The organism is Curtobacterium sp. MWU13-2055 (genome assembly GCF_023242305.1).
Lineage (GTDB): Bacteria > Actinomycetota > Actinomycetes > Actinomycetales > Microbacteriaceae > Curtobacterium.
Genome location: NZ_JALLIO010000004.1, coordinates 1 through 23,077, shown reverse-complemented (window position 1 = coordinate 23,077; position 23,077 = coordinate 1). Strand labels below are relative to the sequence as shown.

The following is a 23,077-nucleotide window of genomic DNA, read 5'->3' as shown; positions in this document are numbered from 1 at the left end:
ATGAGCATGACGGAACCAGGCGGCGGCCTCGACGTGATGGACCGGGAGCTCGAGAAGCTCCTCGAAGACGAAGCGATCGAACCCGGCGACCACGAGCGGTTCTCGCACTACGTCAAGAAGGACAAGATCCTGCAGTCCGCCCTGTCCGGCAAGCCGGTCAAGGCGCTGTGCGGCAAGAAGTGGATCCCGGGCCGCGACCCGGAGAAGTTCCCGGTGTGCCCGGACTGCAAGGCCATCTACGAGAAGATGAAGTCCGAGTAGGCGCAGCCTGCGCATCGTGAGCAGAAATGGTCGGGTCGCCTTCGGGGACCCGACCATTTCTGCTCACCAAGCGATGCGCAGCGGCGCAGCGGCGCTGCGGCGCGCTAGATCACCAGGGTGGGGATCGCGGGGTCGCCGCGACCGATGCGCGCGGCGTCCGCCGGCAGCTCGGCCTTCGCCCGCTTGTGGTGCGCCCGCGCGGCCTCGACGCCCTGTGCTCCGAGGAACGCCGGATCGACCACGCCGCCGGTGACCACGGGCACGAGCAGGGCGCGCTCGTCGGGGCCGACCTGTCCGGCGGTGAGCACGACCTCGGCCGTGGCGACACCGTTGCGCAGGCGTCGGCCGGCTTCCTTGCGCCCGCCGATCGAGGCCTTGTCCGCCGACTTCTTCGCCACGGCGACCCAGTCGTCGCCGTCGGCGGACTGGTGCGCCACGAGCTTGAAGACCATGCCGGCGGCCGGGTGCCCCGAGCCGGAGACCACCGAGGTGCCGACGCCGTACGAGTCGACCGGGGCCGCACGGAGGGCCGCGATCGTGTACTCGTCCAGGTCGTTCGTGACCGTGATCTTCGTGTCGGTCGCGCCGAGCCGGTCGAGCTGCGCCCGGACGGCCGCGACGACCGAGGGCAGGTCGCCGCTGTCGATGCGGACACCGCCGAGCTTGCCGTCGGTCAGCCGGACGGCGGTCTCGACGGCCTGCTCGATGTCGTAGGTGTCGACGAGCAGCGTCGTGCCGTTGCCGAGGGCGTCGAGCTGCGACCGGAACGCCGCTTCCTCGGAGTCGTGCAGCAGGGTGAACGCGTGCGCCGCGGTGCCCATCGTCGGGATGCCCCAGGTGCGGCCGGCCTCGAGGTTGCTCGTCGCGCCGAACCCGGCGATGTACGCGGCCCGTGCTGCGGCGACGGCGTTCCACTCGCCGGTGCGGCGGGAGCCCATCTCGGCGAGCGGACGCCCGTCGGCGGCGGAGACCATGCGCGCGGCGGCCGAGGCGATGGCGGAGTCGGCGTTGAAGACCGACAGGGCGAGCGTCTCGAGCACGACGGCCTCGGCGAACGTGCCCTCGACCTGCAGGATCGGGGAGTTGGGGAAGTACACCTCACCCTCGCGGTACGCCCGGACGTCCCCCGTGAACCGGTAGTCGGCGAGGAACGCCGCGGTGCCCTCGTCGATGACCCCGCGGTCGCGCAGGAACCCGATCTCGTCGTCGCCGAAGCGGAAGTCGCCGAGGGCGGTCAGGAACCGCCCGAGGCCGGCCGCGACGCCGTAGCGACGACCGTCGGGCAGTCGCCGGGCGAACACCTCGAAGACGCAGCGCCGGTGGGCGGTGCCGTCCTTCAGGGCCGCGTCGACCATGGTGAGTTCGTACTGGTCCGTCAGGAGCGCGCTGGTCACCTCCCCGACACTACTGCGAGCGTCGCTACGCTGGTCACCGTGACGGATGCACCGATCGGAGTCTTCGACAGCGGGGTCGGCGGGCTCACGGTGGCCCGCGCGATCATCGACCAACTGCCGCGCGAGAGCATCCGGTACGTCGGCGACACCGTGCACTCGCCGTACGGCCCGAAGCCCATCGCCGACGTCCGCCGCTACGCGCTCGAGGTCATGGACGACCTGGTCGAACTCGGCGTCAAGGCCCTCGTCATCGCCTGCAACACCGCGTCGTCGGCCGTGCTCCGCGACGCCCGCGAACGGTACGAGCAGGCGTACGGCATCCCGGTGGTCGAGGTCATCCAGCCCGCCGCCCGCGCCGCCGTGAAGCAGACCCGGACCGGGCGCATCGGCGTCATCGGCACGGTCGGCACCATCACCTCGCGCGCCTACGAGGACGCCTTCGCGGTGGCCTCCGACGTCAGCCTGACCCTGGCGGCGTGCCCGCGGTTCGTCGAGTTCGTCGAGGCGGGGGACACCTCGTCACCCGAGCTGCGCGAGGTCGCCGCCGGGTACCTCGACCCGATCCGCGCCGCCGACGTCGACACCCTCGTGCTCGGCTGCACCCACTACCCGCTGATGTCCGCCGCCATCCAGTACGTGATGGGCCAGGACGTCACCCTGGTGTCGAGTGCCGAGGAGACCGCCAGCGACGTGTACCGCCGGCTCGTCGAGCACGGCCTCGAACGCACCTCCACCACCGCCCCGACGTACTCGTTCGAGTCGACCGGCGACGACGAGGACGGGTTCCTGCGGCTCGCCCGCCGGTTCCTCGGCCCCGAGATCGTCCGCGTCGGCCACCTCGAGACCGGCGCCATCACGCTGCCCCGTGGGCGGGCCTGAGCGGCGACCAGCCGCCAGCCGCCGCCCGCCCCGATGACCCGCACCGCGCCTCCAGGCCGGACCGAAAGGACACCATGACCACCCGCATCGACGGCCGCCAGGCCGAGGAACACCGTCCCGTCACCATCGAGCGGGGGTGGAGCACGCAGGCCGAGGGCAGCGCGCTCATCTCGTTCGGCAACACCAGGGTGCTCTGCACCGCCTCGTTCACGAACGGCGTGCCCCGTTGGCTCGCCGGCAAGGGCGCCGGCTGGGTCACCGCCGAGTACTCGATGCTGCCGCGGTCGACGAACGAGCGCATGCAGCGCGAGTCGATCAAGGGCAAGGTCGGTGGCCGCACCCACGAGATCTCCCGGCTGATCGGGCGTTCGCTCCGCGCCGTGGTCGACACGAAGGCCCTCGGGGAGAACACCCTGGTCATCGACTGCGACGTGCTGCAGGCCGACGGCGGCACCCGCACGGCGTCGATCACCGGCGCCTACGTGGCGATGGTCGACGCGATCGAGTGGGGCCGCGGCAAGGGCTTCATCGGCAAGAAGGCCACCCCGCTCACCGACAGCGTGCAGGCGATCTCGGTCGGCATCGTCAAGGGGGAACCGATGCTCGACCTGGCGTACACCGAGGACTCCGCCGCCGACACCGACATGAACATCGTCACGACCGGGTCGGGCAAGTTCATCGAGGTGCAGGGGACCGCCGAGCACGCGCCGTTCGACCGCGACGAGCTGAACGTCCTGCTCGACCTGGGCCTGGCCGGCAACCAGTCGCTCGCGGCGATCCAGAAGACCGTGCTGGGGCTGGTGTGACCGGCACCGTCGTCCTGGCCACCCACAACCAGGGCAAGGTCGTGGAACTGCGCGAGATCCTCGGGTCGGCGCTGGGCGAGGGTGTCGAGCTGGTCGGGTACGACGGCCCCGAGCCGGTCGAGGACGGCGACACCTACGCCGCGAACGCCCTGATCAAGGCCCGTGCCGCGGTCGCCCACACGGGGCTGCCGGCGCTCGCCGACGACTCCGGCATCGCGGTCGACGCGCTCGACGGTGCCCCGGGCATCCACTCGGCGCGGTACGCGGGCACCCGGTCGGACGCCGACAACATCGCGCTGCTGCTGCAGAACCTCGACGGCGTCGTGGAGCGGACCGCCGCCTTCGTGTGCGCGGCCGCGTTCGTCACGCCCGACGGGTTCGAGCACGTGGTCGAGGCGGTGTGGAACGGCGAGGTGCTGACCGCGCCGGTCGGCGACGGCGGACACGGCTACGACCCGGTGTTCCGGCCGGACGACGCCGACCGCTCGTCGGCCGAGCTCACCCGCGACGAGAAGAACGCCCTGTCGCACCGCAGCAAGGCGTTCCGGGGCATCGCGCCGGTCGTGCGGGAGCACTTCGGGCTCTGAACTGCCCACCTGCGACGACGACAGGCCCACACCGAACGGTGTGGGCCTGTCATGTTCGGTCCGGCGTGCCGCTACAGCTGCGGGTCGACGGCCGTCGACTCGGCCTGGTGCTCGCGCTTCTTCGCCTTGCGGGCGTTCCGGATGTACGTCAGCGCCATCGGCACGACGGTGACCAGGACGGCGGCGAGCAGGATGATGTCGATGTACTCGCGCACGATGTGGGCGACGAACGGGATGTGCCCGATGAAGTACCCGAGGAACGTCACGCCGACACCCCAGACGACGGCGCCGATCGCGTTGTAGAGCGAGTACTTCTTGTAGTCCATGCGGCCGACGCCGGCGGCGATCGGCGCGAAGGTGCGGACGACCGGCACGAAGCGCGCCAGGATCACCGCGAGCGGGCCGAACCGGTGGAAGAACGCGTTGGTCCGCTCGACGTTCGCCTTGGAGAACAGACCGCTCTCCTTGCGCTCGAAGATCGGCGGGCCGGCCTTCTTGCCGATGTAGTAGCCGAGCTCCCCACCGAGGAACGCCGCAGCGCCGATCATCAGGGCAGCGACCCAGATCGGGATGCCGCCGATCTCGCCGCCGCGGTCGAACGCGAACAGGCCGGTGATGACGAGCAGGCTGTCGCCCGGGAAGATGAAGCCGATCAGCAGACCGGTCTCGGCGAAGACGATCGCACAGACGACGAGCACTGCGACCGCCCCGAAGTGGTCGAGGATGTACTGCGGATCCAGCCATGGGATCAGGGCGAGTGCGACGGAGTGCATGTCTCTTCCGGTCGTGCAGATGCGGTGACGGGAGGGTCACCCGCACGACGAGGGTACCGTCCGCGCGTGACCGGAACGTCCCTCGGTGGTATGAGATGCGCGAGCACGCAACGGTCGGTGCGGAAGGAGGGACTCGAACCCTCACGCCTGGGGCACAGGAACCTAAATCCTGCGTGTCTACCGATTCCACCACTCCCGCGAGCAGCGGCAGTCTACCGAGCGGTCCCTGGTCGGCGGACGTCGGTGCGTGCGCACGGTGCGCCGGTCGTCACTCGGTGCGGGGTTGCCCGCTCGGTGCGGCGCAGCAAGCGCGCACGGAGCGACCAAACGCCGTGGGGGTGACCGTGTCGGCACCGTGCGGTGTTCGTGGCGGGGGTGCGCCGGGCCTCCCGGGCGTTGGTGGCGCGCACGTGCGCACGGTGCGCCGGACGCCACTTGGTGCGGACTTGCCCGCTTCGTGCGCCGCAGCAGGTGCGCACGGAGCGGCCAGCGGCGTTGTGGGTGACCGTGTCGACACGGTGCGGTGTTCGTGGCGGGGTGCGCCGGGCCTCCCGGGCAGTGGTGGTGCGCACGTGCGCACGGTGCGCCGGACGTCACCTGGTGCGGGTTTGGCCGCTTCGTGCGCCGCGGCAGGTGCGCACGGAGCGGGGAACCTCGCACGGATCGGCGGGACGCGCACCGTGCGCCGGCCGCGGCGCGCGCGGCGTCAGCGCCCCGCGCGCGTCAGCGCAGCTGGCGCGGCAGGTACCGCGGCACGTACCGCAGCAGCACACCGGCACCGATCAGGCCGAGCACGCCCATCACGCCGCTGGCCACCGCGATCGTCGCGACGGCCGTCACCCCGGAGATCACGAGCGGTGCCGCTGCCGACCCGAAGTCGCCGGTGAACCGCCAGGCCCCGAGGAACGGCGCCGGGTCGTCGCGCGGGGCGAGGTCGGCGCCGAGCGTCATGAGGATGCCGGAGCCGACGCCGTTGGCGAGCGACATCCCCATCGCGATCCCGACGAACCAGCCGACCCGCGCGTCGAGGTGCCCGCTCCAGGCGAGCAGGAAGTAGCTGATGCTCAGCCCGAGCATGCAGGGGAGTGCGCTCGCCAACCGTCCCCAGCGGTCCATGATCTGGCCGCTCGTGTAGAACAGCGCGAAGTCGACGGCACCGGCGATGCCGATGATCAACGCGGCCGTCGAGTCGTTCAGCCCGACACTGACCGCCCACAGCGGCAGGATCACCTGGCGTCCGGCGCGCATCGCGCCGATGAGCGCGGCGCCGCTGCCGAGCCGCAGCAGCACGGCCCGGTTCGTGCGCAGGGTGCGGAAGAGGCCGTGTGCCTCCTTGCCGACGAAGACCGCTCCGGTGTCGGTGGACGGCTCGGTCACGCCGGTCGCGTCCGACCCCGACCGGGAGGCCCGTGGCGGCAACCGTAGACCGCGTGCGCCCGTCGCCGGGTCGCGCAGCACCAGGAGCACGGTCGCCGCCGCCAGGCAACACACGACGTGGATCCAGAAGGCGCTCGCGGTGGTGCCGGTCAGGTGGATCACACCGGCGGCGAGGAACGGTCCGACGAAGTACCCGAAGCGGAACACCCCGCCCAGGCTCGACAGCGCCCGGGCTCGGATGCGGACGGGGATCGCCGTGGTCATGTAGGCGTGCCGTGCCAGGGCGAACACCGCGGTCGAGACACCGACCAGGAACACCCCGAGCGCGAGCACCCACGCGTTCGACGCGGTCGTGCAGACGACCAGGCCACCGACCGACACCAGGGCGGCGCCGATCATCGCGTTCCGCTCGCCGATCCGCGCGACGACGATGCCGGACGGCACGTCGCCGATGAGTTCGCCGACCAGGATGAGCGACGCGACGAAGCCCGCGAACGCCAGGGTCGCGCCGAGGGAGTCCGCGGCGATCGGGATGATCGGGATGATCGCGCCCTCGCCGATGGCGAACAGTGCCGCGGGCAGGAACCCGGACAACAGGACGGACCGGAAGTCGAATGAGTCGTTCCCCGTCGTGGCCATCGCTCGACCAACGGTACGCCAGCGGTACGGGTTCGTCGGCGGGTTACCCTGGAGGCATGCGTGTTCTGGCGGCGATGAGCGGTGGGGTCGACTCGGCGGTGGCTGCTGCCCGGGCGGTCGACGCCGGGCACGACGTGGTCGGTGTGCACCTGGCGTTGAGCCGGATGCCGGGCACGCTCCGCACCGGCAGTCGCGGGTGCTGCACGATCGAGGACTCGATGGACGCCCAGCGCGCCGCGTCCGCCCTCGGCATCCCCTACTACGTGTGGGACTTCTCGGCCCGGTTCAAGGAGGACGTCGTCGACGACTTCGTCGCCGAGTACCAAGCCGGCCGCACCCCGAACCCCTGCATGCGGTGCAACGAGCGGATCAAGTTCGCGGCGCTGCTCGAGAAGGCGCTGGCCCTGGGCTTCGACGCCGTCGCGACCGGGCACTACGCCTCGATCGTCACCGGCCCGGACGGCTCCCGCGAACTCCACCGGTCGGCCGCGTGGGCGAAGGACCAGTCCTACGTGCTCGGGGTCCTGACCGCCGAGCAGCTGCAGCACGCGATGTTCCCGCTCGGGGCGACCCCGTCGAAGGACGAGGTCCGGGCCGAGGCCGCCGAGCGTGGGCTGACCGTCGCCCAGAAGCCCGACTCCTACGACATCTGCTTCATCCCCGACGGCGACACCCGCGGCTGGCTCGCCGACCGTGTCGGCAGCGAGACCGGCGACGTCGTGGAGCGCGACGGCACCGTCGTCGGTTCCCACGACGGCGCGCACGGCTACACGGTCGGGCAGCGCCGCGGACTGTCGCTCGGGCGCCCCGCCGCCGACGGCAAGCCGCGGTTCGTGCTCGAGATCCGCCCGAAGGACAACACCGTCGTGGTCGGTCCGAAGGAGGCCCTGGCCGTGTCGTCGATGTCGGGCTCCCGCTTCACGTGGGCCGGCACCGCACCCGCCGACCCGCAGACGCCGTTCGCGTGCGACGTGCAGATCCGGGCACACGCCGACCCGGTGCCGGCGACCGCGCGGGTGCAGGACGACGTGCTCGTGATCGACGTCGACGAGCCGCTGCACGGGGTCGCCCCCGGGCAGACGGCCGTGGTCTACGTCGGCACCCGGGTGCTCGGACAGTGCACGATCGACAGCACCGTCAGCGCCGTCCCCGTCGACGCCTGAGACCGCCGCTCCCGGGCGGTGGGTCCGCTGCACGCGCCGTCGGTGGCACACGGTAGAACTGATGGCATGAGCGAGACCGACGCCACGTTCGAGACCATCGACCCCGACGGGCTCGACGCCGCCCAGGCCGGGCGCGAGGTCGACCGGCTGCGGGCCCGTATCAACGAGCTGCGACAGGCGTACTACCAGGGCGACAACGGATCACCGGAAGCCGATGCCGACTACGACGTGCTGGTCCGACGGCTCGCCGCGATCGAGCAGCGGTTCCCGGAGCTCCTGACCGAGGACAGCCCGACCCAGACCGTCGGCGGGCAGGCGCAGACCACGCAGTTCGCGCCGGTCGAGCACGCCGAGCGGATGCTGTCGCTCGACAACGTGTTCAGCCCGGACGAGCTCACCGAGTGGGCCGTCAAGGTGCAGCGCGACGCCGGTGCCGAGCGTGTCCGGTTCCTGACCGAGCTGAAGATCGACGGCCTCGCGATCAACCTGCGCTACGAGCACGGCCGGTTGGTGTCGGCGGCGACCCGTGGTGACGGCGTCGTGGGCGAGGACGTCACCGGCAACGTCCGGACGATGGGCACGATCCCGGACCGGCTGTCGGGGACGGGCCACCCGCCCCTGGTCGAGGTCCGCGGCGAGATCTTCTTCCCGGTCGCCGAGTTCGACGAGCTCAACGCGAACCAGCGCGAGGCGGGGGAGCGCGTCTTCGCCAACCCGCGCAACGCCGCCGCCGGGTCCCTCCGCCAGAAGGAAGAGGGCAAGTCCGAGGCGAAGCGCGCGCTCATGGTCGACCGCCTCCGGCGCTTGCGGATGCTCGTGCACGGCATCGGCGCGTGGCCCGTGCGCGAGCTCGAGCAGGAGACCGACGTCCGCTCGCAGTCCGAGGTGTACGAGCTGCTCGAGACCTGGGGCCTGCCGACGAGCAGCCACTACCGGGTCTTCGACACGATCGACGAGGTGAACGCCTTCGTCCGCTCCACGGGCGACCGCCGCGCCTCGGTCGAGCACCAGATCGACGGCGTCGTCATCAAGGTCGACGACCTCGCCCTGCACGAAGAACTCGGCTCGACGTCTCGTGCACCCCGGTGGGCGATCGCGTACAAGTACCCGCCGGAAGAAGTCCACACCAAGCTCGTCGACATCGTGGTCAGCGTCGGGCGGACCGGGCGTGCGACCCCGTTTGCGGTGATGGCCCCGGCCGAGGTCGCCGGGTCGGTCGTCCGCCAGGCCACCCTGCACAACCAGCAGGTGGTCAAGGCGAAGGGCGTCCTGATCGGCGACACCGTCGTGCTGCGGAAGGCCGGCGACGTCATCCCCGAGGTCCTGGGGCCGGTCGTCGACCTGCGCGACGGCACGGAGCGCGAGTTCGTGATGCCGACGCACTGCCCGGAGTGCGGCACCGAGCTCGCCCCTGCGAAGGAAGGCGACATCGACCTCCGCTGCCCGAACGCGAAGAGCTGCCCCGCGCAGGTCCGCGGTCGTGTCGAGCACATCGCATCGCGCGGTTCCCTCGACATCGAGGGCCTCGGCGAGGTCGCAGCCGCAGCGCTCACGCAGCCGCTGCACCCGGAGACCCCGCCGCTCGTGACCGAGGCCGGGTTGTTCGACCTGACGATGCAGGACATCGTCCCGATCGAGGTGATCGTCCGCGACGCCGAGACCGGCATGGAGAAGGTCGACGACGCCGGTGCCCCGAAGCGCGTGACCCCGTTCAGCCGCGCGCGCAAGAAGACCGACCCGCCGTTCGACCCCGAAGCACGCGGTGCGGACTACACCGGCGAGCCGAGCCGCTTCCCGTCGAAGAACGCGTTCGAGATGCTCGCGAACATCGACGCGGCGAAGACGAAACCGCTCTGGCGCATCATGGTGGGGCTGAGCATCCGCCACGTCGGACCGGTCGCGGCGCGGGCGCTCGCGAACCACTTCGGGTCGCTCGACCGGATCCGCAGCGCCTCGCGCGAGGAACTCGCGGCGGTCGACGGGGTCGGCGGGATCATCGCCGACGCTCTGCTCGCGTGGTTCGAGGTCGACTGGCACCGCGAGATCATCGACCGCTGGACGACGGCGGGCGTGCAGTTCACCACGCCGGACCACCCCGGCCCCGGGGGCGCGGCGATCGAGGGCGGTGTCCTGAGCGGCGTCACGGTCGTGGCGACCGGGTCCCTCGAGGGGTACACGCGAGAGGGCGCGCTCGAGGCGATCATCACCGCCGGCGGCAAGGCGGCGTCGAGCGTCAGCAAGAAGACCGACTTCGTGGCCGCGGGTCCCGGGGCCGGGTCGAAGCTCACGAAGGCCGAGCAGCTGGGGCTCCGGATCATCGACGCCGAGCAGTTCCACCTGCTCGTGACCGAGGGGCCGAGCGCGCTCCCCGAGCCGGAGGTGCCCGCGCCCGAGAGCTGAGTCGGGGCGACGAGCACGACCGCGATGTGGCCGCACGCTGCGGCGCGCCGTGCGACGCACCCAGTTCGGGGGACAAGTTGCATCGCGCATGACCGATCCTCGGGCATTCTCCTTACACTCGACAGAGCATCACCCGTCGTCTGCAGGGAGACGGCGGGACGGCCTTCCAGGGGGAGACCCGATTGCTGCTCATCGCCGCGGCTCTGCTCACCGCCTCGATGCACTCGCTCGGAGTGATCGAGGCCCCCGTCGCGCCTCCGACCCATGCCGCCACGGCCACCGTGACGGTCGCGCTCGTCTCCGAGCGCCACGCGGTGCCCCAGCCGGTCATGACCGGGGGACAGATCGACGTCGACACCGTCGCCGACGCGCACGGTCGGGCGTTCCTCGACGACCTCGGGGTCCTCGGCGCCGGTGACCTGCGCCGCGCTGCCGACGACCGCCGTGTCGTGGCGACCGCGCAGGACGACCCGCCCGCGGCGGCCGTCGTCGCGCAGTGGTGGGCGGGACTCGGCGCCGACGAACAGGGCACGCTCCTGGTCCACGCGCCGTCGATCATCGGCAACCTCGAGGGCGTGCCGTACGCCGTCCGCGACCGCGCGAACCGGTCGACCCTGACCACCGGACTCGCCGACCCCGACACCGGAGCCGCGCACGCCGCGATGCTCGGACAGGTGCGGGACTCGTTGCGGCGCGAACCCGGTGACCCGCAGCGGTTCCTCATCACGCTCGACACCCGGGCGGCGGGTCGAGCGGCGATCAGCATCGGTGACCTCGACACCGCGGCGGACGTCACCGTCATCGTCCCCGGGATGTTCTTCACCGTGACCGGGCAGATGGCCGACTTCACGAACACCGCCAACGACCTGGCGAGCGAACAGGCGACCCTCGCGCCGCTGGCGGCCGGTGGCTCCGGCGACGGGACGGGCGTCGCCGTCGTGGCGTGGATGGGCTACCGCACGCCCGACCTGTCGAACATCATGTCGCTCAGCCTCGCCGACTCCGGGGCGCAGCGACTCGAGCGCGCCGTCGACGGCCTGCGGCAGATCCGCGACGGCGACCAGCCCCGGCTGAACATCGTGGCGCACTCGTACGGGTCGACGACGGCGCTCATGGCGCTCGCCTCCGGACGGATGAGCGCCGACACCCTCACCGTGCTCGGGTCACCGGGCAGCGACGTCCGGTCGGCGGCGGACCTGGACGTCGCCTCGGACGAGGTGTTCGTCGGTGTGGCGCACAGCGACCCGATCGCCGGGTCCGGGTACTACGGCACGGACCCGGGTGGTTCGTCGTTCGGCGCCACCGTGATGAACCTGGCCGGCGGTGCCGACGCGCTGGCCGCCGGCGACCTGTTCCGCCGTCCGGTCGGGCACAACGACTACCTCAAGCCGGGGACCGCATCGCTGCACGACGTCGCCCTGATCGGGATCGGCCGCGGTGACCTCGTCCGCGAGCAGGTCCGACGCGGCAGCACCGGTGACGACGGTGTCGTCGGTGCGTCGGTCGACATGTACCTGGTCCGTCCGCAGGACCTGCAGCCGCGCGACTGACGGGGCGAGGCCCTGGGCGTGACCGGATCGTGACCGGCGGCCGACGTGCCGGGGCCGCACCGGGCCTCCCGGCCGGATCCGCGACCCCGCGCGGATCGCGACCCGCGACAGGTGTTGCCTGTGCGGCAACCTGAGCGACGGCGCAGCCTCAGTCGGTTCCACGGCAGAACCAGTACAGCCCGCCTCCCTACGGTTCGGGGCATGCGTGTGGTGCGATGGCCTGGTGCTCTCCTGATGTTCGTGGTGATGTCCGTGCTCGCCGGCATGCTCGTCGCCGTCGCGGTGACGCCCGCGGTCGCCGTCGCGGGTGAGGGCACCTCGGGTGCGGTCGCGTTCTTCGAGGACCTCCCGAGCTACCTCGACGTGCAGACGCCGCAGCAGGTCTCGTCGGTGTACGCGACGAAGGGCGGCAAGCAGGTCAAGATCGCGTCGTTCTACGCCGAGAACCGGACGAACGTCACGGCCGACCAGATGGCGGACACGCTCAAGCAGGCCGCCATCGACACCGAGGACCCCCGCTACTACGACGAGGGCGGCATCGACGTCCTCGGCACGCTGCGCGGAGTCGCCGCCACCGTCGTCGGCGGCGACGTCCAGGGCGGATCGAGCATCACGCAGCAGTACGTCAAGAACGTCCTCGTGCAGCAGTGCGAGGAACTCACCGGCAAGGACCAGGCCGCCACGGCGAAGAAGGTGGAGGCCTGCTACGAGGACGCAGCCGGCGTCACCCCGCAGCGGAAGCTGCAGGAGATGCGGTACGCGATCGCGGTGAACAAGAAGTACTCGAAGGACGACATCCTGACCGGGTACCTGAACATCGTCGGGCTCGGCGGTCGGGTGTACGGCGCCGAGGCCGGTGCCGAGTACTACTTCGGCGTGCACGCGAAGGACCTGTCGCTCGTGCAGTCGGCCACGCTCGTGGCGATCCTCAACAACCCCTCGAACCTGCGCATCGACGTGCCCGGTGACAAGGCGAACGGCCAGGCGAACGGCTACGCGCTCACCAAGGAGCGACGCGACTACGTGCTCCGCCGCATGCAGGCGCACGGGTCGATCACGAAGGCCGAGATGACGAAGGCCATCGCGACCCCGGTCACGCCGAAGATCACCGAGACCGCGAACGGCTGCTCGACCGCGGCGACGAACTACGACGCCGGCTACTTCTGCGACTACGTCCGCGACCAGGTGCTGCAGGACCCGGCGTTCGGCAAGACCGCCGCGGCGCGCATCGCGACGCTCGACACCAAGGGCCTGCAGATCCACACCTCGCTCGACCTCGACCTGCAGGGCCAGGCGCAGACCGCACTGTCGACCTACGTGCCGGCCACGATGGCCGGCGTCGACGTCGGCGGCTCCAACGTCACCGTCGAGCCCGGCACCGGACGCATCATGTCGATGGTGCAGAACACGTCGTACACGCAGGGCGACAACGCTGCAGCGGGGTCGACCGCGGTGGACTACAGCGCGGACTCCGGCTACGGCAACTCCGGCGGGTTCCAGACCGGCTCCACCTACAAGGTGTTCACCCTGGCCGAGTGGCTCGCGACCGGCCACACGCTCTCCGAGTCGGTGTCGACCACCGAGCACACGTTCCAGAACTCGGAGTTCACGAACTCCTGCCAGAACGTCAGCGGCGGGACGTGGCCGGTCGCGAACGCCGAGTCCGTGCCGGCGTCGATGACCGTGCAGGCCGCCACCGTCGAGTCGATCAACACCGCCTTCGGCGCGATGGGCAAGCAGCTCGACCTCTGCAAGATCGCGCAGCTCGCGCAGTCGATGGGGATCCACCGCGCCGACGGCGGTGCCCTCGGGCAGACCCCCTCGTCGATCCTCGGCGTCAACGAGCTGTCGCCGATCGACCTGGCCGAGGCCTACGCGGGCTTCGCGAACGGCGGCGTCGTCTGCACGCCGACCGCGATCGACTCGGTCACCGAGTCGGACGGCACGAAGATCACCCCGACGCCGTCGTCCTGCACGCAGGGGGTCTCGGCGGACGTCGCCGGCACCGTCGACTACGCGCTGCAGGGCGTGCTGTCGGGCTCCGGCACCGCCGCGAGTGCGAACCCCGGCGACAGCGTGCCGAAGTTCGCGAAGACCGGCACCACCGACGGCGACGTGCAGAACTGGCTCGTCGCGTCGTCGACGAAGTACACGAACGCCACCTGGATCGGGAACGTGCAGGGGAGCGTGAGCCTTGCGAACTGGCCGTTCCTGCAGGGCACCACCGGGTACAGCGCGAAGTTCGGGGTCGGGAAGTCGATGATGGCGTACCTGGACCGGACGGTCGGCGGGGACGCCCTGCCCACGCCGAGCCAGGCGATGATCGGGCAGGCGAGCCACTCGTCGCAGTCGTCGCAGTCGCAGTCCTCGGCGTCGTCGGGATCCGGTGCGTCGCAGGCCGACCAATCGACGCCGACCACGCCGACGCAGACCGCTGCACCCGCTGCACCCGCTGCACCGGCTGCTCCGGCGGCGCCGGCGGAACCGGCTGCGCCCGCCGCCACGGCGGCTCCGGCAGCGGGTGACCAGAACGGGAAGTGACGGCTCGGGTCCACGCCGCCTGGAGGCCCGTCACCGGTCCGCCGGACCGGTGACGGGCCTCCAGGCAGCCGTCCACAGCCGCGCCTGCGTGATCGACCGCAGCCAATAGACTGTCGGACGTCCACGAACCGATCGACGGAGCACCATGCCTGACATCACGAGCGAGCAGGTCGCGCACCTGGCGAACCTCGCACGTATCGCACTCACGCCCGACGAGATCGAGAAGCTGACCGGGGAGCTGTCGCACATCGTCGAGAGCGTCGCCAAGGTCGCCGAGGTCGCGACCGACGACGTCCCGCTGACGAGCCACCCCGTGCCGCTCGGCAACGTCACCCGACCCGACGTCGTCGGCCAGACGCTGACGCAGGAGCAGGCGCTCTCCGGAGCGCCGGACTCCGACGGCGAACGGTTCCGAGTGACCGCCATCCTGGGAGAAGAACAGTGACCGACATCACGCGGATGAGCGCCGCGGCGCTCGCCGACGCCCTCGTGGCGCGCGACGTCTCGAGCGTCGAGGCCACGCAGGCCCACCTCGACCGCATCGCGGCCGTCGACGGCGACGTGCACGCCTTCCTGCACGTCAACCAGAACGCCATCGCCGTCGCGAAGTCGATCGACTCGCGTCGCTCGGCCGGCGACGACCTCGGGCCCCTCGCCGGTGTCCCGATCGCGATCAAGGACGTCCTGTGCACGCAGGACATGCCGACCACCTCGGGCTCGAAGATCCTCGAAGGGTGGATGCCGCCGTACGACGCCACCCCGGTCGCGAAGCTCCGCGCCGCCGGCCTCGTGCCGCTCGGCAAGACCAACATGGACGAATTCGCGATGGGCTCGACCACCGAGTTCTCGGCGTACGGACCGACGCACAACCCGTGGGACCTCGACCGCATCCCCGGCGGGTCCGGCGGTGGCTCGGCCGCTGCCGTCGCCGCGCACGAGGCACCCATCGCCCTCGGCTCCGACACCGGTGGCTCGATCCGTCAGCCCGGCGCCGTCACCGGCACCGTCGGTGTGAAGCCGACCTACGGCGGGGTCAGCCGCTACGGCGCGATCGCCCTGGCGTCCAGCCTCGACCAGATCGGCCCGGTCGCCCGCACCGTCCTCGACGCCGCGCTCCTGCACGACGTCATCGGCGGGCACGACCCGCGCGACTCCACCTCGATCCCCGACGCCTGGCCCTCGATGGCCGCCGCCGCCCGCGAAGGACTGCAGGCGGACACGCTGCGCGGTCTGCGCGTCGGCGTGGTGAAGGAGCTCGCCGGGGGCGACGGCTTCCAGGCCGGGGTCACCCAGCGCTTCCAGGAGACCGTCGCGCTGCTCGAGTCGGCCGGTGCGGTCGTCGTCGAGATCGACGCCCCGTCGTTCGCCTACGCGATCAGCGCCTACTACCTGATCCTGCCGGCCGAGGCCTCGTCGAACCTGGCGAAGTTCGACTCGGTGCGCTTCGGCCTGCGCGTCACGCCGGAGAACGGTGCGACGGTCGAGGACGTCATGGCCGCCACGCGCGAAGCCGGGTTCGGTCCCGAGGTGAAGCGTCGCATCATCCTCGGCACCTACGCCCTGAGCGCCGGGTACTACGACGCGTACTACGGCTCGGCGCAGAAGGTCCGCACGCTCGTGCAGCGCGACTTCCAGGCCGCGTTCGACCAGGTCGACCTGCTCATCAGCCCGTCGGCCCCGACGACCGCGTTCCCGATCGGTGAGCGCATCGACGACCCGCTCGCGATGTACCTCAACGACCTCACCACGATCCCGGCGAACCTGGCGGGCGTGCCCGGCATGAGCATCCCGAACGGCCTCGCACCCGAGGACGGCCTGCCCGTCGGCGTCCAGCTGATGGCCCCGCAGCGCGAGGACGCCCGCCTGTACCGCTACGGTGCGGCACTCGAGCGTCTGCTCGAACAGCAGTGGGGAGCCCCGCTCATCGACCGGATCCCGGACCTCGACCAGAGTCAGCAGTCGGCTGCGCAGGAAGGTGTGATCTGATGGCGCAGAAGGACGCGCTCATGGACTTCGACGAGGCACTGGAGCGCTACGAGCCGGTGCTCGGCTTCGAGGTGCACGTCGAGCTCGCGACGAAGACCAAGATGTTCTCGGACGCGCCGAACTTCTTCGGTGGCGAGCCGAACACGAACGTGACGCCGGTCGACCTCGGGCTGCCCGGGTCGCTGCCCGTCGTCAACGCGCAGGCCGTCCGGTACTCGATCCAGCTCGGGCTCGCGCTCGGCTGCTCGATCGCCGAGTCGTCGCGGTTCGCCCGGAAGAACTACTTCTACCCGGACAACCCGAAGAACTACCAGGTCTCGCAGTTCGACGAGCCGATCGCGTTCGAGGGCGAGGTCGAGGTCGAACTGGCCGACGGCACGATCTTCAACATCCCGATCGAACGCGCCCACATGGAAGAGGACGCCGGCAAGCTGACGCACGTCGGTGGTGCCACCGGCCGCATCCAGGGTGCCGAGTACTCGCTCGTCGACTACAACCGCGCCGGTGTGCCGCTCGTCGAGATCGTCACGAAGCCGATCTTCGGTGCCGAGCACCGTGCCCCCGAGCTCGGTGCCGCGTACGTGCAGGTCATCCGCGACCTCGTGCGCGCACTCGGTGTCTCCGAGGCCCGCATGGAGCGCGGCAACCTGCGCTGCGACGCCAACATCTCGCTGCGCCCCCGCGGCCAGGAGAAGCTCGGCACCCGCACCGAGACGAAGAACGTCAACTCGTTCCGTGCCGTCGAGCGTGCGATCCGCTACGAGATCCAGCGCCAGGCCGCGATCCTGGCCGACGGCGGCTCGATCACGCAGGAGACCCGTCACTGGCACGAGGACACCGGCCGGACCTCGGCCGGCCGTCCGAAGTCGGACGCCGACGACTACCGCTACTTCCCCGAGCCCGACCTGCTGCCGGTCGTGCCCGACCCCGCGGTCGTCGAAGAGCTCCGTGCGTCCCTGCCCGAGGCCCCGGTGGCTCGCCGCCGTCGCCTCAAGGGTGACTGGGGCTTCGCCGACCTGGAGTTCCAGGACGTCGTCAACGGCGGGCTGCTCGACCAGGTCGAGGGCACCGTCGCCGCCGGCGCTGCGCCGCAGGCGGCCCGCAAGTGGTGGACCGGCGAGATCAGCCGGGTCGCGAACGCGCAGGACGCCGAGCCCGGCGACCTCGTGTCGCCGCAGCACGTCGCCGAGGTCATCGCGCTCGTCGAGTCCGGCGACCTGACCGACCGCCTGGCACGCCAGGTGCTCGAGGGCGTCATCGCCGGCGAGGGCTCGCCGGCCCAGGTCGTCGAGGCCCGCGGGCTCAAGGTCGTGTCCGACGACTCGGCGCTCACCGCCGCGGTCGACGAGGCACTCGCCGGCCAGCCGGACGTGCTCGCGAAGATCAAGGACGGCAAGGTCCAGGCCGCCGGCGCCATCATCGGTGCCGTCATGAAGGCCATGAAGGGCCAGGCGGACGCCGCCCGCGTCCGTGAGCTGGTGCTGGAGCGCGCGCAGCAGGCGTAGTCGCCGTTCCGTGCAGTTCCGTTCCGCGGAACCAGGTTCCGGACACAGCACCGTGGGAAACCACGGTGCTGTGTCCGTTCCGCGGTGTGGGAGAACCTGGGGACGCGTCAGCGACCCGGTGACAGGATGAGTCGTGTCCGCAACGATCCGCGCCATCGGAACCGCCGTCCCGGAGACGACGCTCGAGCAGGCTGCGGTGCGAGACCTCTTCGCTGCGCAGCCCGAGCTCGGTCGTCTCGGCCGGCGGCTCGTCCCCGCAGCCTTCGACGCCTCGGCGGTCGAGCACCGGCACACCGTGCTGGCCGAACTCGACCGGAGCCGTCCAGCGGGCGCGTTCCGCGACACGGACGGCGCGCTGCACTCGCCCTCGACGGGCACCCGCAACGACCGCTACCGCGAGCTCGCGCCGCCGCTCTTCGTCGAGGCTGCTCGTGACGCTCTGGACCGCGCGGCCGTCGACGCGGACTCCGTCACGCACGTCGTCACGGTGTCGTGCACCGGCTTCACGCAGCCCGGCCCGGACCTGGACATCGTGACCGAGCTCCGCCTGCGCCGTGACGTCTTCCGCCACCACATCGGGTTCATGGGGTGCTGCGCGGCGTTCCCGGCGCTCCGGATCGCGGCCGCGTTCGCCGAGGCCGACCCGGCCGCGGTCGTGCTGGTCGTCTGCGCCGAGCTCTGCACCCTGCACGTCCGCGCGAGCGACGACCCGGACCAGATCGTCGCGAACAGCGTCTTCGGGGACGGTGCCGCCGCCGTCGTGGTCACCGCCGACGGCCCCGGCCTGCGCCTCGACGCGTTCGCCACCGCCGTCGTGCCCGAGAGCGCCGGCGAGATGGCCTGGAACATCGGCGACGAGGGCTACGAGATGGTCCTGAGCACCACGGTCCCCAAGCTCGTCGGCAGCAGCGTCGCCGAGGCCGTCGCGTCGCTGCTCGACGGACCGGCCGCCGACGTGCCGGTGTGGGCCGTGCACCCCGGTGGACGTGCGATCCTCGACCGCACGCAGCAGGCGCTCGACCTGCCGGACACGGCGATCGCGGCGAGCCGGACGGTGCTGCGCGACCACGGGAACATGTCGAGCGCGACCGTGCTGTTCGTGCTCCGCGAGGCCCTCGACGCCGGGATCCCGGAAGGAGCCGCCGTCGTGGCGCTCGCCTTCGGCCCCGGTCTCACGGTCGAGAGTGCGCGACTGACCATGGTGCGCACGTGAGCCGTCCCGACGGCGGTTCCACGGGCCTCCCGGTCCTCGACCTGCGCACGCGCGCGGTCGACCTGACCGAACTCATGGACGACCCGGACTGCGACCCGCGCGCGCTCGCGCGGACTTTCCGGCGCTTCGCGCTCGTCAACGCCCTGGTGAGCGGCTGGCGTTCGGCGTGGCGGACCCACGTCGTACCGGCCCTGCCGGTGAACGGCCGCGCCCGGGTCCTCGACCTCGGGTGCGGCGGCGGCGACCTGGCCCGGGCCGTCGTTCGGTGGGCGGCGAGCGACGGGTTCGACGTCGAGGTCGTCGGGGTCGACCCGGACCCGCGGGCGATCGACGCGGCGAACCGACGGGCACCGCGGGGTGTCACCTTCCGGCAGCAGTCGAGCGGTGACCTGGTCACGGCGGGCGAGCGGTTCGACGTCGTGGTGTCGAACCACGTCCTGCACCACCTGGGCGACGACGAGCGGAACGGGTTCCTGGCGGACTCGGAGGCGCTCGCGTCGGGTCGCAGCGTGCACTCGGACATCCGTCGGTCGCGCGAGGCCTACCGGGCGTACGCGCTGGCGTCGCCGCTGGTGTCCGCGGGGACCTTCGTCCGGGTCGACGGCCTGCGGTCGATCCGTCGGTCCTTCACCCTGGCGGAACTGCGGGACACGCTGCCGACCGGGTGGCGAGCGGAACGGGCATCGCCGCACCGGGTGCTGGCCGTCCGCGACGCCTGACGATCAGGACGGCTCGGCCGCCCGGCGCAGGAGCTCGGCGTGGAGTCCGGCAGCGCCGGCGGGTCCGAGGTCGAGGATCTCCGACTCGGGCACACCGAGGTCGTGGAGTGCCCGCACCAGGTACAGCGGGAGGGCGTTCGCGGGCGCCGGGTGCACGGGGCTGCCCCGGTCCGGCAGCGTGCCGTCGTCGACGCAGCGCCAGAAGGCCGGTGCATCGACCTGCAGCTGGTGGCGCAGGACGTGCGCCCACATGCGCGCACCGTAGGTCGACCGGTCGACGGGCTTCGAGATCCGGGTGCGCAGGACGCGTGCGTCCCAGAGCACGAGCTCGTAGGTGCGATGGTGCCGGACGGGCTGACCGGTGGCGCCGCGCACCAGTGTCCAGCGCTCGGTCGTGCAGAACGTGTCGTGGTGCTCGCGGTTCGGAGCAGGGTGCCTCGGGCTACTCACCGCCGCGCTCCAACCAGTCGCGCAGTTCGGCGTCCGTGGACAGCTTGACCAGCTGGACGAGCGCCCACGCGTCGTGGTGGTTCGGGGCGTGCTGGAGACGGTCTTCCCAGTCGACCGCGTACTCCCGCAGCGACAGGGCGAGGTCGTCGAGTGCGTCGTCGACGTCCGTTCCCTGGGCGACGAACGGGCGCCCCTCCATGAGGGCGACGACCGCGCCGGCCTCGCGGAAGACACTGACCCGCGGGGAGACGGTCCGGAAGAAGTAGTCGCGAAGCCGGTCGACGGGCAGCATCGCGGAGACGGCGCCGTCGCGGGCGACCGTCACGGTGCGGCCGGTCGCGGTGGCGTCGAGCATGTCCTTGAAGTGCTCGCGGGCGCGCGAGTACGTGGGGTAGTCGGCTGCGATGGGCACGAGGGCCTCCGGTGAGTACGGCACGTACGGAGCGTACGTGGTGTGCTGATCCTAGGGGAGGGGGCTGACAGATCTGTGGAGAACGCGAGGGTGACGTGTTCGGCTAGCGTCGCCGGTATGGCCCGGACCCCACTGCACCGCGTCGCGGTCCTGGTGCTCGACGGCGCGAAACCGCTCGACGTCGGGATCCCCGCGCAGGTGTTCTCGAACCGGCCGAGCATGCCCTACGAGGTGCGGGTGTGCGGCCCCCGGGCCGGTCGGATCACCGGCGGCGACGGGTTGGCCTACGCGGTCGACCACGGGCTGGAGGCACTGGACTGGGCGGAGACCGTCTTCGTGCCCGGCTACCGTCGTCCGTCGGACTCGGCGCCGCCGGCCGACGTCGTCACGGCACTCGCGCGGGCCCACGAGCGCGGCGTCCGCATCGCGGCGATCTCCACCGGGGCGTTCGCGCTCGCGGCAGCCGGGCTGCTCGACGGCCGCCGGGCGACGACGCACTGGCACTACGCGCGGGTGCTCCGTGAGCGGTACCCCGAGGTGGACGTCGACGAGGACGTGCTGTTCGTCGACGCCGGCTCGGTGCTGACCAGCGCCGGCGCCGCGAGCGGGATCGACCTGTGTCTGCACATCGTCCGACAGGACCACGGCGTGGCACTGTCGAACCACGTCGCCCGACGGCTCGTCAGTGCCCCGTACCGCAGCGGCGGCCAGGCGCAGTACGTACCGCGGAGCGTTCCCGAACCGCTCGGCGACGTGTTCGCCGACACCCGGGAGTGGGCGCTCCGGCACCTCGCCGAGCCGCTCACGCTCGAAGCGCTCGCGCGGAACGCCACGGTGTCGACCCGGACGTTCTCACGCCGGTTCGTGGAGGACACCGGGTACACGCCGATGCAGTGGGTGCTGCGGGCGCGCGTCGACCTCGCGCGGGAGCTCCTGGAGCAGTCCGACCTCGGCGTCGACCAGGTGGCCGAGCGCGCGGGCCTCGGTTCCGACGCGAACCTGCGGACGCACTTCCGGCGGATCCTCGGGACCTCGCCCACCGAGTACCGCCGGACGTTCCAGGACTGACCGCGCCGACGCGGCGGTGGTGGCGACATCCTTTCGGACGCTGGCTTCCCTGCCACTGGAGCCGTGCCTCCCGGCCCGTGAGCATGGACCACGGAACGAAAGGAACCCCACATGACCCGCATCGCCATCAACGGCTTCGGCCGCATCGGCCGCAACACGCTCCGCGCCCTGCTCGCACGGGGCGGTGACGACCTCGAGGTCGTCGCCGTGAACGACCTGACCGCCCCCGACACACTCGCACACCTGTTCCGCTACGACTCCGCCCTCGGGCCGTTCGACGGCACCGTCGAGGTCGACGGCGACACGCTCGTCATCGACGGCCGCCGCGTCCGCGTGCTCGCATCGACGTCGCCGGCGGACCTGCCCTGGGCCGAACTCGGCGTCGAGGTCGTCCTCGAGTCCACCGGACGCTTCACCGCACGCGACGCGGCAGCCGGGCACCTGACCGCCGGCGCCCGACGGGTCCTCATCAGTGCGCCGGCCACCGGAGCGGACGCCACCATCGCGTACGGCGTGAACTCAGACACGTTCGACCCGGCCGTGCACACAGTGATCTCGAACGCATCGTGCACGACCAACGCGCTCGCACCCCTGGCGTCGGTGCTCGACGACCTGGCGGGCATCGAACACGGGTTCATGACCACCGTGCACGCGTACACGCAGGAGCAGAACCTGCAGGACGGGCCGCACCGTGATCTGCGTCGGGCCCGCGCTGCCGGCGTGAACATCGTGCCGACGACGACCGGGGCTGCCAAGGCCATCGGGCTGGTGCTGCCCCGCCTGGAGGGCAAGCTGTCCGGTGACGCCATCCGCGTGCCGGTGCCCGTCGGGTCGATCGTCGAGCTGAACACCGTCGTGTCGCGGGACGTGACCGTGGACGAGGTGAACGAGGCCTACCGCGCCGCGGCTGCCGGTCCGCTCGCCGGGGTCCTGGCGTTCACGGTCGACCCGCTCGTGTCGACGGACATCACCGGGCGGCCGGAGTCGAGCATCTTCGACTCGCTGCTCACCCGCGTCGACGAGGGCCGGCACGTGAAGGTCGTCGCCTGGTACGACAACGAGTGGGGCTTCTCGAACCGCGTGGTCGACACGCTCGGGATGCTGGCGCGGGCGTAGGCCGCGGGCCGGTCGGACTGGAGGCGCGGCGCGGGCTGGCGCCGCGCCTCCGGTCCGGTCGTGGTCACGTTTCGGGCTGTGCGACAGTTCACGGGACCGGGCGGCCGTGAGCTGTCGCTGAGCGCGAAATCTCGCGGCGGGCGGGCGGGCGCGCCCCCCGCCCCCCCCCCCCCCCCGTGCGTGCCCGCCGGTCGGGACTGGTCGTCGGGGGGGGCATTTCGCCGCCCCGCGGCGGGCC

Annotated in this window: 20 protein-coding genes and 1 tRNA gene; 15 read left to right on the top strand and 6 right to left on the bottom strand. The window is 71.6% G+C overall.

Annotation, left to right across the window (positions count from 1 at the left end):
* Positions 1-261 (top strand): DUF3039 domain-containing protein, encoded by a 261-nt coding sequence (locus M4960_RS10270; protein WP_111033217.1) that lies wholly within the window; start codon positions 1-3, stop codon positions 259-261.
* Between the two features lie 104 nt (positions 262-365).
* Here M4960_RS10270 and M4960_RS10265 read toward each other — a convergent pair whose 3' ends face one another.
* Positions 366-1,655, bottom strand: coding sequence for a nicotinate phosphoribosyltransferase (locus M4960_RS10265; protein ID WP_132099602.1), 1,290 nt, complete (start codon positions 1,653-1,655; stop codon positions 366-368).
* 39 nt (positions 1,656-1,694) lie between these two features.
* Between M4960_RS10265 and murI the strand changes: the two genes are divergently transcribed.
* The 3 genes from murI to rdgB all read left to right on the top strand — a co-directional run bounded on the left by murI (position 1,695) and on the right by rdgB (position 3,927).
* Entirely contained in the window at positions 1,695-2,534 is an 840-nt protein-coding gene (murI, locus tag M4960_RS10260) for a glutamate racemase (RefSeq protein ID WP_248704179.1), read from the top strand.
* 74 nt (positions 2,535-2,608) lie between these two features.
* On the top strand, positions 2,609-3,340 hold the full coding sequence (gene rph / locus M4960_RS10255; RefSeq protein ID WP_248704178.1) for a ribonuclease PH: 732 nt from the start codon (positions 2,609-2,611) through the stop codon (positions 3,338-3,340).
* Entirely contained in the window at positions 3,337-3,927 is a 591-nt protein-coding gene (gene rdgB, locus M4960_RS10250; protein ID WP_123340733.1) for an RdgB/HAM1 family non-canonical purine NTP pyrophosphatase, read from the top strand. Before rph ends, rdgB begins: the two co-directional genes overlap by 4 nt.
* Before the next feature lie 71 nt (positions 3,928-3,998).
* Here rdgB and M4960_RS10245 read toward each other — a convergent pair whose 3' ends face one another.
* The 3 genes from M4960_RS10245 to M4960_RS10235 form a co-directional block, all read right to left on the bottom strand.
* Entirely contained in the window at positions 3,999-4,700 is a 702-nt protein-coding gene (locus M4960_RS10245) for a DedA family protein (protein WP_123294071.1), read from the bottom strand.
* 118 nt (positions 4,701-4,818) lie between these two features.
* Positions 4,819-4,899, bottom strand: a tRNA-Leu gene (locus M4960_RS10240).
* A 524-nt stretch (positions 4,900-5,423) separates the two neighbouring features.
* On the bottom strand, positions 5,424-6,716 hold the full coding sequence (locus tag M4960_RS10235; RefSeq protein WP_248704177.1) for an MFS transporter: 1,293 nt from the start codon (positions 6,714-6,716) through the stop codon (positions 5,424-5,426).
* A 56-nt stretch (positions 6,717-6,772) separates the two neighbouring features.
* Here M4960_RS10235 and mnmA point away from each other — a divergent pair, with 56 nt between their 5' ends.
* The 9 genes from mnmA to M4960_RS10190 all read left to right on the top strand — a co-directional run bounded on the left by mnmA (position 6,773) and on the right by M4960_RS10190 (position 19,793).
* Entirely contained in the window at positions 6,773-7,879 is a 1,107-nt protein-coding gene (mnmA, locus tag M4960_RS10230; protein WP_123340734.1) for a tRNA 2-thiouridine(34) synthase MnmA, read from the top strand.
* 66 nt (positions 7,880-7,945) lie between these two features.
* Positions 7,946-10,279, top strand: a complete 2,334-nt coding sequence (ligA, locus tag M4960_RS10225) for an NAD-dependent DNA ligase LigA (protein ID WP_248704176.1) — start codon at positions 7,946-7,948, stop codon at positions 10,277-10,279.
* A gap of 182 nt (positions 10,280-10,461) precedes the next feature.
* Entirely contained in the window at positions 10,462-11,829 is a 1,368-nt protein-coding gene (locus M4960_RS10220; RefSeq protein ID WP_248704175.1) for an alpha/beta hydrolase, read from the top strand.
* A 201-nt stretch (positions 11,830-12,030) separates the two neighbouring features.
* The gene (locus M4960_RS10215; protein WP_248704174.1) at positions 12,031-14,370 is read left to right on the top strand and encodes a transglycosylase domain-containing protein; all 2,340 of its coding nucleotides are present in this window, start codon (positions 12,031-12,033) and stop codon (positions 14,368-14,370) included.
* Between the two features lie 145 nt (positions 14,371-14,515).
* Positions 14,516-14,815, top strand: a complete 300-nt coding sequence (gatC, locus tag M4960_RS10210; protein ID WP_111085021.1) for an Asp-tRNA(Asn)/Glu-tRNA(Gln) amidotransferase subunit GatC — start codon at positions 14,516-14,518, stop codon at positions 14,813-14,815.
* A complete protein-coding gene (gene gatA, locus M4960_RS10205) occupies positions 14,812-16,356 on the top strand; it encodes an Asp-tRNA(Asn)/Glu-tRNA(Gln) amidotransferase subunit GatA (RefSeq protein WP_111085022.1) in 1,545 nt (514 codons plus the stop codon). Before gatC ends, gatA begins: the two co-directional genes overlap by 4 nt.
* Positions 16,356-17,861, top strand: a complete 1,506-nt coding sequence (gene gatB / locus M4960_RS10200; RefSeq protein WP_123340738.1) for an Asp-tRNA(Asn)/Glu-tRNA(Gln) amidotransferase subunit GatB — start codon at positions 16,356-16,358, stop codon at positions 17,859-17,861. The genes gatA and gatB overlap by 1 nt, the downstream gene beginning before the upstream one ends.
* Before the next feature lie 133 nt (positions 17,862-17,994).
* On the top strand, positions 17,995-19,074 hold the full coding sequence (locus tag M4960_RS19720; RefSeq protein WP_248704173.1) for a type III polyketide synthase: 1,080 nt from the start codon (positions 17,995-17,997) through the stop codon (positions 19,072-19,074).
* A complete protein-coding gene (locus tag M4960_RS10190; protein WP_123340740.1) occupies positions 19,071-19,793 on the top strand; it encodes a methyltransferase domain-containing protein in 723 nt (240 codons plus the stop codon). The genes M4960_RS19720 and M4960_RS10190 overlap by 4 nt, the downstream gene beginning before the upstream one ends.
* A gap of 3 nt (positions 19,794-19,796) precedes the next feature.
* Here M4960_RS10190 and M4960_RS10185 read toward each other — a convergent pair whose 3' ends face one another.
* On the bottom strand, positions 19,797-20,243 hold the full coding sequence (locus M4960_RS10185) for a cytotoxic translational repressor of toxin-antitoxin stability system (RefSeq protein WP_185021045.1): 447 nt from the start codon (positions 20,241-20,243) through the stop codon (positions 19,797-19,799).
* Positions 20,236-20,679, bottom strand: a complete 444-nt coding sequence (locus M4960_RS10180) for a prevent-host-death protein (RefSeq protein ID WP_123294062.1) — start codon at positions 20,677-20,679, stop codon at positions 20,236-20,238. Before M4960_RS10180 ends, M4960_RS10185 begins: the two co-directional genes overlap by 8 nt.
* Before the next feature lie 93 nt (positions 20,680-20,772).
* Here M4960_RS10180 and M4960_RS10175 point away from each other — a divergent pair, with 93 nt between their 5' ends.
* Both M4960_RS10175 and gap read left to right on the top strand, forming a co-directional pair.
* Positions 20,773-21,723 (top strand): GlxA family transcriptional regulator, encoded by a 951-nt coding sequence (locus M4960_RS10175; protein WP_248704172.1) that lies wholly within the window; start codon positions 20,773-20,775, stop codon positions 21,721-21,723.
* Positions 21,724-21,834: 111 nt separating this feature from the next.
* Positions 21,835-22,839, top strand: coding sequence for a type I glyceraldehyde-3-phosphate dehydrogenase (gap, locus tag M4960_RS10170; RefSeq protein ID WP_123294060.1), 1,005 nt, complete (start codon positions 21,835-21,837; stop codon positions 22,837-22,839).
* Positions 22,840-23,077: the final 238 nt, after the last annotated feature.

Bases quoted from the DNA above. Each gene is read 5' to 3' on its own strand.
- M4960_RS10270 (WP_111033217.1), top strand. From the start codon at position 1: ATGAGCATGACGGAACCAGGCGGCGGCCTCGACGTGATGGACCGGGAG.
- gatB (WP_123340738.1), top strand. From the start codon at position 16,356: ATGGCGCAGAAGGACGCGCTCATGGACTTCGACGAGGCACTGGAGCGC.
- gatC (WP_111085021.1), top strand. From the start codon at position 14,516: ATGCCTGACATCACGAGCGAGCAGGTCGCGCACCTGGCGAACCTCGCA.
- gap (WP_123294060.1), top strand. From the start codon at position 21,835: ATGACCCGCATCGCCATCAACGGCTTCGGCCGCATCGGCCGCAACACG.
- mnmA (WP_123340734.1), top strand. From the start codon at position 6,773: ATGCGTGTTCTGGCGGCGATGAGCGGTGGGGTCGACTCGGCGGTGGCT.
- M4960_RS10215 (WP_248704174.1), top strand. From the start codon at position 12,031: ATGCGTGTGGTGCGATGGCCTGGTGCTCTCCTGATGTTCGTGGTGATG.
- M4960_RS10245 (WP_123294071.1), bottom strand. From the start codon at position 4,700: ATGCACTCCGTCGCACTCGCCCTGATCCCATGGCTGGATCCGCAGTAC.
- ligA (WP_248704176.1), top strand. From the start codon at position 7,946: ATGAGCGAGACCGACGCCACGTTCGAGACCATCGACCCCGACGGGCTC.
- rph (WP_248704178.1), top strand. From the start codon at position 2,609: ATGACCACCCGCATCGACGGCCGCCAGGCCGAGGAACACCGTCCCGTC.
- M4960_RS10235 (WP_248704177.1), bottom strand. From the start codon at position 6,716: ATGGCCACGACGGGGAACGACTCATTCGACTTCCGGTCCGTCCTGTTG.
- M4960_RS10175 (WP_248704172.1), top strand. From the start codon at position 20,773: ATGGCCCGGACCCCACTGCACCGCGTCGCGGTCCTGGTGCTCGACGGC.